This window comes from Steroidobacter sp., from assembly GCF_016790065.1.
Classification (GTDB): Bacteria; Pseudomonadota; Gammaproteobacteria; order Steroidobacterales; family Steroidobacteraceae; genus Steroidobacter.
On the sequence record NZ_JAEUPY010000638.1, the window covers coordinates 1 to 12,423 of the forward strand.

Genomic DNA, 12,423 nt, shown 5'->3' on the forward strand with positions numbered 1-12,423 from the left:
ACGAAGCCATGCGCGAACTGCAGCGGCAGCATCGACGCGCCGGTTTCGAGCGTGCGGTGATGTGGATACATCTGACGTTCGATACGCAGCTCGCGATCACCCTTACCGAGCACGCCCGCACTCAGCTGAGTCATGAACGGCGTCGCCGGTCTCACGCTGAGATCAATACGACGCTTGCCGCTGGCATTGCCCGTCCGTGCGACGAAGGTCATGTTCGCCGCACCCGGCACATCCTTCGCTCGCAAGCGGAAACGCACCGACCCTTCGCGTCCCTCAGCGATGCCAGCTTCCTGGCGTGCGTCGCCGACGACTTCGAGGCCGCTGTCCGTTTCCAGCGTTACGGCGACGGTTGCGCTCGCGCCTGAGCCTTCGACGTTATTCGACACGCCGACGCTCACATCGAACTCATCGCCCGGTGACACCGTGGTCGGCGCATTCGGCGACAACACGAAGTCGCCGCGTACCAACGTGCGACTCTCATGCACGCCGACGCGGTCGTCAGTCACGGCGATGGCCATCACCCGCAGCGTGCCGTTGAAATAGTCGGGCACGTTGTACTTGAGCTCACGAGTGGTCGAGTCGGCATCGACGATGCCCGACCAGTACGCCACCGGCTTCTCGCCTTTGCGTCGGAACGGATTGAGATGTTTGCCGAGCAGGCCCTCAGCATCGCCACCGGGCGCTGCCGCCAGGCCGAGCTGTCGGAACTCCGGCAGAATCAAATCCAGAATCTGCGTGGTCGACACCTCCAAGGCGCGCTTCTGGAAGAAGTAGCCGAGCGGATCAGGCGTCTTGTACGCAGCGACTTGCAGAATGCCTTCATCGACGGCGAACAACACCAAGCGCGACGGTTGCTCAGTGCGATAACGGAAAGTCAGATCCTGTCCCGGCTTCACCAGTGTCGGCGCTTCCACCGTCACCGGATTGCGTCGCGCATCCACCGCGATGGAGAACGGCTGCACGCCATACGACATCGGGCTGGTGTAAATCTCCGACGAGCCCGTATCGCGCACGAAGGTCACAGAGACGTACGCGTTACCTTCCAAGCCCTCGGGCAACGTGATCTTTTGCACGGTGCTGGTGGTCGAGGTCTTGAACCACTTCCACGCGTACACGCGTTCGCGCTCGATGGTGATCAAGCCCGCGCCTTCGTACGGCGCGCGAATCGAAACTTCCACTTCCTCGCCTGGCGCGTAGTCGCGCTTGGACAAGGTCAGCTCCAGCTCCGCGTTCTTTTCCAGCGTGCGGGTGACGTTGCCTTCACCGGCCACTTGATAGTCGAAGCGCGCCAGCTGCTGACCGGCCGCATCTTTGACCACATAGGCGAAGTTGCCCGGCGCATCGGTCGCAAGTTTGAGCGAGTGACCCGCAGCCGCAATGGTCAGCGGTGTATCGCCGAGCGAAGTCTCTTTGCGACGCGACTCATATTTGAACGTGCCGTTGCCTTGGCGCATCAGTACGGAAACGAATCGAGTCTCCAAGCGCGACAACATCAATCCGCTGATCTCAGTGCGTTGGGCTTTGGGATCGATGGCGATGAGGCTAACCGTGCGCTCACCGTTGCGAGGCAGATAGCTCAGGTCGCCATCCGCTTTGTAGCCGACTAAATACGGCATGTTGGACACGAGCTGCGCAGCTTCCGACGTAACGCCACGACCGCCGTCGGCTTCGAAGCCCTGCGACACCAAGTGCACGCGATAGGTCGCTTTGGCGAAGCGCTGCAGGTTCAATGCGAGCGTGGCCTTGCCTTGCGCATCAGTCGTCGTGTCTTCCAACTGTTCGCTGAAGCCTTCACGCGCGTACTGCGGATCATGGAACTGATAGTCCGGATACGCACGGAACGAAGGAATGCTCGGGCTGAGCGTCAGATTGGAAACGATGCGCCGGTTCTCCGCCGGCGTGCCGAACAAGTTCTCCAATTGAATTTGCGCAGTCAGATCGTCCGGCGGCACCCAGCCATCGGCGGAAGTCGCGGAGAACGAGGCTTTCATGCGCAACCGATCCGGCTGGAAGTCGCGCACTTGCACGGTTGTCGAACCGATCAGATCGGCGCTGTACTGATCGCGCACGATGGACAGTGACAGCGTGTACGTCCCGGTCGGCGACGTTTCTTTAGTCGGCTGCGCGATTTCGCCGAAGCCGGCGGGGCCGGGCTTGAACGTTTCGCGGCGAATGACAGTGCCTTGCGGATCGACCACTTCGAGACGCAACGGCAAACCGGAAAGACCGCGACTCCAATCCTGACTGCGGATCAACGCGCCGGCGCGAATCTCCTCGCCGGGCCGATAGATACCGCGATCCGAAAAGATGTACGCCGACAATGCCGCGCGATCTGCGTTGCTCTCCACGCCACCGATATCGAAGCGCGACAGATCGAGCGAGCGACCGCGTTGATCCAGCGGCAGGAACGAGCTGTCACCACCGCGACGAGCGAGATACAGCACCGGCGCCTTCTCGCGCTGGAAGCTTCTCAGCTCGGGGAAGCGAACATGACCTTCGGCATCGCTGGTTTCGGTGAGCACTGGCAAACCGTTGCGACCGATGATTTCCACCGACGCGCCAGCAATCGGCGCGCCACTGGCGATGGACTGCACGAACACGTCTTGCGAGCCATCGACCGAGCGTTTCACCACCAAGCCGAGGTCGGTGACGACCAGCAATCGCGCATCAGCCAGCTGCGCGCCAATGGTTTGATTCCACGCCTCAGGCGCGTAGTTCAACGGCCGATCTCCAACCGGATCCCACGCAATCACGCGCAATAGGAAGATGCCGCGACGGTCGCCCGAGTTGTTGTCGAGATACTTGCCGAGGTCGACCGATTCGTACTGCGCCTTGCCAGGATCGGTTGCGCCCAGACGAATCACTTCGTAAAAGCGCTCGGTGATGTTGGCGGACTCGAACGCCCAGTTATTGAACTGCGGCGTGCCGAAGCTGCCGCTGGTTTGAGTCACGAGATGTTGCAACTGGCGCGGCAACAGTCGACCGATCTCGACCCGAATGGCGGGCAAGTTGCGAGCGAACAAGCTCACCGTCTTCTCGCCGGACATCGACAATAGTGAGCCTTGATGCAGGATGCTCAGTTCGCGCGGGAACTCCGGCACTTGCACGATGCGCTCGACGGTATCGCCGAGCACATAGCCGCCGAAGGACTTCAGGCCCGCGTCGATCTTGATATACAGATAGCGACCCGGCGCGGCCTGATAGCGCAGGCTGTGCAGATCGTAGTGCTCTTGTTCGCCCGGGATTTGTTCCAGCTTCAGCGCGTTCTGATTGGTCAGCACTTCAGGCCGGAACGTCGTTTCGTTCCAGGGATAAGGCTGACCGGCGCGACCCCGGTTGAACTGCTCTTGCAGCTTCGGATCCGGATGTTTCTCGGGCAATAACCATGCGTGCACTTTCGGAGGCAGATCGCGCTCGGGCACGGTGAACGACGTGTTGATCAGAATGACTTGATCGGGTTCGTTGCGTTCGTCGCGCACGATGTCGAGCGACAGGTTGGCGATCTTGAGACTGTTGAGTCCGGGCACTTCGACGCTGGCGCTCAACGTGTCCTTGGACTCGTTGCCACCGCGTGCGGCGCGTGTGCCGGGCTCGATGGTGACCTGGAGTCGGCCGGCTTTCGGCGGCACTTCCAACTGCGCCGAATGCACGAAGGCATTGAGCTTCAGTTTGTCGTAGATGACGGTATAGGTCGGCGCGGCGAGTTCCTTCTCGACCGTGTCGGTCACCTTGTTGAACATTTTCAGTTTGACACGCTTCTCGAAGCTGGCCAGATCCACCGGATGCGAGAAGTTGATGCTGGCCACCACTTTCTTGTTGCCGGCGACCACCGGATCCTGATGAAACTCGGTGTTGCTCAGCTTGGCGACGAACGCCGGCGTCTGGAATTGAAACTGATAGTCCTTGAGCGTGACGTGGTCGGCCGCGAAGTCTTTGCGCGACAGCGCGACTTTGTATTGCTGACCGATGGGCCAGTCGGCGGTCGGTTGAAAGCGCAGCGTGCGATCGTCGTCCCAGAACCATTGGCCGGCGACGGCGGGGCTGATGTCGATGCCGGCTTGCTTGGGATCGACAGGATGACCGGCGCGCTCCAAGGTCGCGGTCGAGGCCGAGAAGTTCACGACCAGCGGGTTGGGCGGGCCGGGCGGCTCGCAGGCATAGCAGGTCGGGCCGGGCGCAGTGACCGCGAATTCGGTCAGCACCGGTTGCGGCCGATTCTTGTACCACTGCCAGCCGAACACGGCGGCGGCGATCAAAACCGCAATTCCAGCGACTGCCAGTGCCGAGCCGCGCGGATTGGCTCGCATGCTGCCGCCGATACCGGTGGCGCCTCGGCGCACGGCGCCGCTGGAGGCGGCAAACCACTGCGGCGGTTGCCAGTTCAGTTCACCGAAAAGCGTCCGTAAAAGGCCCCGTAAGCGTTCCATTCAGCAACCCCATGGCCAGACAGATTGGAGCTCAGAATCGCTATTTAGCGTCATGAGCCCGCATGTTGGGCGGCGATTGTGCCGGAAGCCGGTCAGGAATGTGGCAAACCCGTGGCGCGCGCGGGACAATGGCACCGAAGCCGGCTAGAGCTGGCTACTCCGGATGGGATCCATGGCCGAATACACCGCCACCGTGTCCTGGCAGCGCCTCGGCGCCGTGTTCACGGACAATAAGTATTCCCGGGCGCACGAGTGGCGCTTCGACGGCGGGGTGGTGGTGCCTGGCTCGAGTTCGCCGCACGTGGTGCGGGTGCCGTTGTCCGATCCGGCCGCGGTCGATCCCGAAGAAGCCTTCGTGGCGTCGTTATCCAGCTGCCACATGCTGTTCTTCCTGTCTTTCGCGGCCGAAGCGGGCTTCGTGGTGGACAGTTACGAGGACGCGGCGGTGGGTGTCATGGGTAAAAACGAGGCCGGGCGCATCGCCATGACGGTCGTGACTCTGCGGCCCAAGGTCGTGTTTTCCGGGCGCGCGCCTGGCGCCGAGCAATTGGAGCAGCTCCATCACCGCTCCCACGATGAATGTTTTATCGCCGCGTCGGTCAAAACCGACGTGCGTTGCGAGCCGGTTGCGTAATATGCCGGCCCGCGTAGCATGCCCCGTTCGGTATCTTTCACGACTGCGATGACCTCGACCTGCCGCATGAACAAGATTCTTTACTGCGCCCTGTTGCTGCCCTTGTTGACGGCCTGCGGTGGCGGCAAGGAAGTGGTGTGCTCGGAAAAGAACGAGCCGTACCTGACTTCGCGTAACAATGTCCAGCTAAAAGTGCCGGACGGCATGACCCAGCCGAACCGCTCCGAAGCGCTGGCGATTCCCGAATCCAAGCCGGTGACGCGCAAGGGCACCGCCTGCCTGGACGAACCGCCGTCGTACTTCCGTTCCGCGGGCACGACTGCTCGGTCGCCGGAGGAAGTGGTGGCGAGCTGGGCGCAGGCTTGGGCAAACCGCGAAGCAGATGCGGTCGTCGCGCTTTATTCTTCTACCTTCACCGCGCCGACCGATTCGGCCGGCAGCGCCGCGTGGCTGGAACAGCGTCGGGAACAGGTGGCCACCGGCCCCGTGCCTGATTCAGTCGTCGAAGGGTTGCGCGTCGAACCGGCTGGCGACGATCGGCGCATCGTGCAGTTCGTGCAGAAGTTCGGCACCAACTCGTTGCGCAAAGAGTTGACCTTGGTGCGCGAGGGTGCTTCCTGGCGAATCGTCGCCGAGAAGGTGGCCGAAGTTAAATAGCGAGGCTTTGCATGGCGAGTTCTGCGATTCATTCGGCGGTGCCGTTGCGTTTAGGCGCCGTGCGTGAAGCAATCGTCGACCGCCTGGAGCGCGTGCTCGGCAAGTCGACGGAGAATGCGACTCGCCGAGACATCTACGACGCGCTGTCGATAGCGGTGCGTGAAGAGCTGACTGAGCGTTGGATCGCCACCGGTAAGCGTGTGGCGCGCGCTCGGGTGAAGCGCATCTGCTATCTGTCCATGGAGTTTCTGCTCGGCCGCAGCCTGATCAATGCGCTGTCCTCGTTCGAGGACGAGTTGCTCACCGAAGTGCGCGAGACCATGGAACAGCTCGGGCAAGACCTGGAGCACATCGCCGCCGAGGAAGAAGATCCTGGCTTGGGCAATGGCGGTCTCGGCCGGCTCGCGGCGTGCTTTCTGGATTCGCTCGCCACGCTGGGTTATGCGGCCACCGGTTATGGCATTCGCTACGACTACGGCATTTTTACGCAAGTCATCGAAAAGGATGGCGCGCAGCGTGAGATCGCCAGCTCATGGCTGGGCTTCCATAATTTCTGGGAAAGCGGCCAAGGCGCCATTCGTCATCGCGTGCGTTTCGGCGGTCAATGCCGTGCCACTCGCAATGAGCAGGGTCGCGTGCGTTACGAGTGGGTGGACACTCAGGATGTGTGGGCGGTCGGCTATGACTTGCTGATCCCTGGCAATCGCAGCCCCACGGTCAATCATTTGCGCTTGTGGTCCGGACGCGCGATCACGCCGTTCCGCATCGAAGCTTTCAATCACGGCAACTATGCCGCGGCCGTCGCGGAGCAAGTCGACGCGAAGAATCTGACTCGCGTGCTGTATCCCGACGACTCGACGCCGCAAGGCAAAGAGCTGCGTTTCAAGCAGCAGTACTTCTTCGTCAGCGCATCGTTGCAGGATCTGCTCGGCCAGCATCTCGCCGAGCGTCGGCCACTGAAGGATTTGTCCAGCGCCATCGCAGTCCAGCTCAACGACACGCATCCGGCGCTGACCATTCTCGAGCTGATGCGATTGCTGGTCGACACTTACGACATGGAGTGGGGCCCGGCGTGGAAGCTGACGCGCGAAGTGTGCGGCTACACCAATCACACCTTGCTGCCCGAAGCGTTGGAGACCTGGCCGGTGTCGCTGTTCGAGCGCTTGCTGCCGCGGCATTTGCAGATCGTGTATCAGATCAATCGCGACTTCCTGGAAGAAGTCAGCAGCAAGTTCCCGCAGGACTTGGATCGCCGGCGTCGCATGTCGCTCATCAACGAAGAAGGCGATCGTCGCGTGCGCATGGCGTACCTGTCGGTGGTCGGCAGCCATCGCGTGAATGGCGTGGCGAAACTGCACTCGCGGCTGATGCGCGAGACCATCTTTGCCGATTTCGCGCAGCTGTGGCCGGAGCGCTTCACTAACGTCACCAACGGCATTGCCGTGCGTCGCTGGTTGAAGCAGGCCAATCCCTTGCTGTCGGCGCTGTTGACCGAGAAGCTGGGCTCGGCCTGGGAAAACGATCTGGAAGATCTGGAGCGTTTGAAGTGGGCCGCGGACGATGCCGACTTTCGGCAGCGGTTCCGGGCCATCAAGCGCATCAATAAAGAGCGCTTGGCCAAGACCATCAATCAGCTGTTGGGCGTGACGGTCAGCGTCGATGCCATGTTCGACGTCCAGGTCAAACGTATTCACGAGTACAAGCGGCAGTTGTTGAACCTGTTGCATGTCGTGGCGCGTTATCAGCGACTGCTCGATAACCCGAACGCCCCGATCCCGGCGCGTGTGGTGATGTTCGCCGGTAAGGCGGCGCCCGGCTATCACATGGCGAAAGCCATCATCAAACTCATCAACAACATCGCGCACGTCATCAACAACGACGCGCGCATCGGCGACAAGCTCAAGCTTTGTTTCCTGCCCGACTACGACGTGTCACTGGCGCAGGAGATCATGCCGGCGGCGGATCTGTCCGAACAGATTTCCACGGCCGGCATGGAAGCGTCCGGCACCGGCAACATGAAGTTGTCGTTGAACGGCGCGCTCACCATCGGCACGCTGGACGGCGCCAACATCGAAATCAAGGACGCGGTCGGCGAGGAGAATATTTTTATCTTCGGCATGACCACCGAAGAAGTGAATGCCTTGCGGGCACGGGGTTACTCGCCGGCGGACGAAGTGGCCAAGAATCCGGTGCTGAAGCGCGCCATCGAACTGATCGACTCGGGCTATTTCACGCCCGACAATATCTTCGACTCCAAGGTGGTCAGCGATCGGCTGCTCAGCCATGGCGAACATTTCCTGGTGCTGGCGGACTTCGACGAATACATGGCCGCTCAGGCGCGCGTCGACGAATTGTTCCTGAACAGCGAAGAATGGACCCGCAAGTCCGTGATCAATGCGCTGAGCATGGGGCCGTTTTCCAGTGACCGCAGCATTCGCGAGTACGCGGATAATATTTGGGGCATCAAGCCGGTTCTGTAAGAAGACCAGCGGCTGTGAGAAAAGCCGGCTGTGAGGAACCCTCGCAGCCCGGTGGTGTTGTGAAGGGACAGCTCATTACCAAAGACGCACACGATTCCCTATGAACTCGGCCCTATCCGACCTCGACTTGCACTTGTTCGGTGAGGGCAATCATCACCACATCCAGCAGAAGCTGGGTGCGCATCTGGAAGTGCACGACGGCGTCGCCGGCACTCGTTTTGCCGTGTGGGCGCCGAACGCGCAACGCGTCAGCGTGGTCGGCGAATTCAATCAGTGGGACGGCACTCGCAATGCCCTGCAGCGGCGTCATCAGTCCGGCGTTTGGGAAACATTCGTCCCGGGCGCAGGGGTAGGCGCGCTGTACAAATTCGAGATTGTCGGCGTGCATGGCCAGCTGCTGATGAAATCCGATCCCTATGCCTTTGAGATGCAGCTGCGGCCCGACAGTGCGTCAGTGGTCGCGGACATCGACGGCTATGAGTGGGGCGACGGCGCCTGGCTCGAGCAACGGCACAAGTGGGATCCACTCCGCGCGCCCATCTCCATTTATGAGCTGCATCCAGGATCGTGGCGCCGCTCGTGGCATCGCAAGCCGGCATTTCTGACTTGGGATGAACTGGCCGACCAATTGATTCCCTATGTCCAGGACATGGGCTACACCCACGTCGAACTGGTGGGCGTGGCGGAACATCCATTCGACGGCTCGTGGGGCTATCAAGTGCTCGGTCATTTCGCGCCGACAGCGCGACACGGCACACCTCAGGACTTCATGCGCTTCGTCGATCGGTTGCATCAAGCCGGCATCGGCGTGTTCATGGATTGGGTGCCGGCGCACTTTCCTCGCGACGGTCACGGCCTCGCCGAATTCGACGGCACTGCTTTATACGAGCACTCCGACCCGCAGCGGGGCGAGCACCAGGAGTGGGGCACCAAGATTTTCAATTATGGTCGCCACGAGGTGCGCAACTTTCTGATCGCCAATGCGCTGTTCTGGATCGAGCAGTACCACATCGACGGTCTGCGCGTGGATGCGGTGGCATCCATGATCTATCTGGACTACGCGCGCAAAGCGGGTGAGTGGACGCCCAATCAATTCGGCGGTCGCGAGAATCTCGAGGCCATCGATTTCCTGAAGCAGCTGAACTGGACCGTCGGCCACTATTTCCCCGGCGTGGTCACCATGGCGGAGGAGTCGACGTCATTTGCCGGCGTGACCCGGCCGGTGCATTTGGGCGGGTTGGGCTTCCATTTCAAATGGAACATGGGCTGGATGAACGACACGCTGCGCTACATGTCGTTGGACGCGCTGTATCGCCAGCACAATCACAACTTGATTACGTTTTCGTTCGTGTACGCGTTCTCGGAACATTTCATTTTGCCGCTGTCGCACGACGAGGTGGTGCACGGCAAGCGCTCGCTGCTGGACAAGATGCCCGGCGACGAGTGGCAGAAGCTGGCCAACCATCGCTTGCTGATGGGCTACATGACCGCTCATCCCGGCAAGAAGCTGATGTTCATGGGGGGCGAGTTCGGGCAATGGCACGAGTGGCGTGACTATGAAGATCTGGCGTGGGGCGCACTTCAACACCCGCATCATCAGCAGCTGCAGGCCTGGTGTCGCGCGCTGAACCACTTGTATCGCGACTATCCCGAGCTGCACGGCAGCGACAATCACGGGGAAGGCTTTCGCTGGCTGGAAGTCGACAACGCCCGCGAAAGCGTCTTCGGCTTCCTGCGCCAACGCCTGCCGGGCGAGGGCGGCACCCAATTGCTGATCGTCTTCAATGCCACGCCAGTACCACGCGACAATTACACTTTTGGTGCACCGGTGGCTGGCCGCTATCGCAAACTGCTCGACAGCGACGCTGTCGACTTTGGCGGTTCGGGCTATGCGTCACAGACTGAAACGCAAGCATATGACGAGCCCTGGCGGGATTTCCCGGCGCGCGTCACGCTGAATCTGCCGCCGTTGGCCGTGACCATCTGGGCGCGCGACTAAAATCAGTCACTTTCGCGATTCGCTACTTTTCATGCGGGCCCCGGATCGGTCACCATGCGGGCGATGAACGCTGTACCCGTCGACTTCGCCGCCGCCAGTCTGCAACCTGGTTCCTCCGCGCCATTGGGCGCCACCTGGACCGGCGATGGTGTGAACTTCGCTGTCGTTGCCGGCGGCGCCGCGCGCGTCGAGCTGTGCTTGTTCGATGACAGCGGCGAGCGCGAGCTGATCCGTCTGACGCTGCCCGAGCACACGGACAATATTTGGCACGGCTTTCTGCCCGCGCCTCATGGCGTTCCCGGTGTCGTCTATGGCTTCCGTGTGTACGGTCCCTACGATCCGTCGTACGGGTTGCGACACAATCCCAACAAGCTGCTGCTCGATCCGTACGCGCGCGCATTGGTGGGTAAGTTCGAATGGAATCCGGCGCTGTTCGGCTATGACCCGGAACATCCGGAGCAGATAAACACCGCGGACAGTGCGCCATACGTGTACAAGGCGCGTGTCACGCAATCTACATTCGCGTGGAGCGAAGACTGTCCGCCGGCAGTGCCCTGGCGTGACACCGTCATTTATGAATTGCACGTCAAAGGATTCACCAAGCGACATCCCGCCGTGCCTGAGCGCGAGCGCGGTAAGTTTCTCGGCTTGGCGCAGCCGGCAGTCGTCAATTATCTGAAGCAGCTGGGTGTCACGGCGGTCGAGCTGCTGCCGGTGCAAGCGTTCGCGCCCGAAGAATTTCTGGCCAAGCGCGGCTTGGAGAATTATTGGGGCTACAGCTCGCTGGCCTGGTTCGCGCCGCATCCGGACTACGGCATCGACGATCCTGTCGCCGAGTTCCGGACCATGGTGAAGGCGCTGCATGCGGCCGGCATCGAAGTCATTCTGGACGTGGTGTTCAATCACACCGTCGAAGGCAACGAGAAAGGACCGACGCTCAGCCTGCGCGGTTTGGACAACGCGGCGTACTACCGGCTCGACAGCTCGAATCTGAGTCGTCACATCGATCGCACCGGCACGGGCAACACGGTCGGCATCGGCAACGCCGCCGCGCGCAAGCTGGTCATCGACTGCATGCTCTATTGGGTGGAGGAAATGCACGTCGACGGTTTCCGTTTCGATCTGGCCGCGGTGCTGGGTCGAGATCACACGCCGTTCCGCACCGACGCGGCATTTTTCAAAGCGGTCGCGGCCGAACCGTCGCTGCGCTACGTGAAGTTGATCGCCGAGCCCTGGGATGTGGGTCCCGAGGGCTATCAGCTCGGCCATTTCCCGGCCGGCTGGTCGGAATGGAACGATTTGTATCGCGATTCGATTCGCGGTTTCTGGCGCGGCAATCCCGGCATCCTGGGCAATTTCGCCGAGCGCTTCGCCGGCTCCAGCGATTTGTTTCGCGCCAGCGGCCGGCGCCCGACCGCCAGCATCAATTTCGTTTCCTGCCACGATGGCTTGACCACTTACGACGCCACCGCGTACGAACAGAAACACAACGAAGCTAATCTGGAAGACAACCGCGACGGTCACAATCACAACCTGAGTTGGAATTGTGGTGTTGAAGGGCCGAGCGACGATCCGGCCATCATCGAGTTACGCGAACGGCAAATCCGCAACTTGCTCGCCACCTTGCTGCTGTCGCAAGGCGTGCCGATGCTGTTGGCCGGCGACGAGTTCGGTCGCACCCAGCGCGGTAACAACAACGCCTACTGCCAGGACAACGAGATCAGCTGGGTGGACTGGGAGCTGGCTGAGCGGCGCATTTGGTTGACCACGTTCGTACGGCAACTGCTCACATTGCGTCGCTATGCTGCCGGCCTGCGACGCGACACCTTCCTGAAAGGTGCGCGTCAGCTGGATCGGGAGCACAAGGACATCAGTTGGCGTCATCCGCTGGGCCACGAACTCACGGCTAGCGATTGGCATGATGCGAATGCGCGGGCCATCGGGGTGCTGATCGGCCACGCTTTCACCGATCCGTATGGAACACCGAACGGGCATCTGCTGTTTCTTTGCAATGCCGGCGACCAACCCTGCGATTTCCGCTTGCCCGCGCCGACCACCGGTGTGGTGTGGCAGATCGTGTTCGACACGGCGCGCTGGCGCGCCAACGATCTCGGCGACCGTTTGGCCGCCGGTGAAAATTGCGTGGTCGCGCCGCATTCGTGCGTATTGCTGGCCGACGGCAACGCGCCTAGTACCGTGCGCAGTGGCTTCTCTTTAAAACCGTAA

Annotated in this window: 6 protein-coding genes; 5 read left to right on the forward strand and 1 reads right to left on the reverse strand. The window is 61.3% G+C overall.

What is annotated here, in order from left to right; genetic code table 11:
* On the reverse strand, window positions 1–4,427 hold a 4,427-nt coding region (locus JNL55_RS26265; RefSeq protein ID WP_293861435.1), incomplete at its 3' end, for an alpha-2-macroglobulin.
* A gap of 172 nt (window positions 4,428–4,599) precedes the next feature.
* Between JNL55_RS26265 and JNL55_RS26270 the strand changes: the two genes are divergently transcribed.
* The 5 genes from JNL55_RS26270 to glgX all read left to right on the forward strand — a co-directional run bounded on the left by JNL55_RS26270 (window position 4,600) and on the right by glgX (window position 12,423).
* Window positions 4,600–5,061, forward strand: a complete 462-nt coding sequence (locus tag JNL55_RS26270) for an OsmC family protein (RefSeq protein ID WP_293861438.1) — start codon at window positions 4,600–4,602, stop codon at window positions 5,059–5,061.
* Window positions 5,062–5,127: 66 nt separating this feature from the next.
* Window positions 5,128–5,718 (forward strand): hypothetical protein, encoded by a 591-nt coding sequence (locus JNL55_RS26275; protein ID WP_293861441.1) that lies wholly within the window; start codon window positions 5,128–5,130, stop codon window positions 5,716–5,718.
* An 11-nt stretch (window positions 5,719–5,729) separates the two neighbouring features.
* On the forward strand, window positions 5,730–8,198 hold the full coding sequence (locus JNL55_RS26280; RefSeq protein ID WP_293861444.1) for a glycogen/starch/alpha-glucan phosphorylase: 2,469 nt from the start codon (window positions 5,730–5,732) through the stop codon (window positions 8,196–8,198).
* Window positions 8,199–8,298: 100 nt separating this feature from the next.
* A complete protein-coding gene (glgB, locus tag JNL55_RS26285) occupies window positions 8,299–10,197 on the forward strand; it encodes a 1,4-alpha-glucan branching protein GlgB (RefSeq protein WP_293861447.1) in 1,899 nt (632 codons plus the stop codon).
* Window positions 10,198–10,260: 63 nt separating this feature from the next.
* Entirely contained in the window at window positions 10,261–12,423 is a 2,163-nt protein-coding gene (gene glgX, locus JNL55_RS26290) for a glycogen debranching protein GlgX (protein ID WP_293861450.1), read from the forward strand.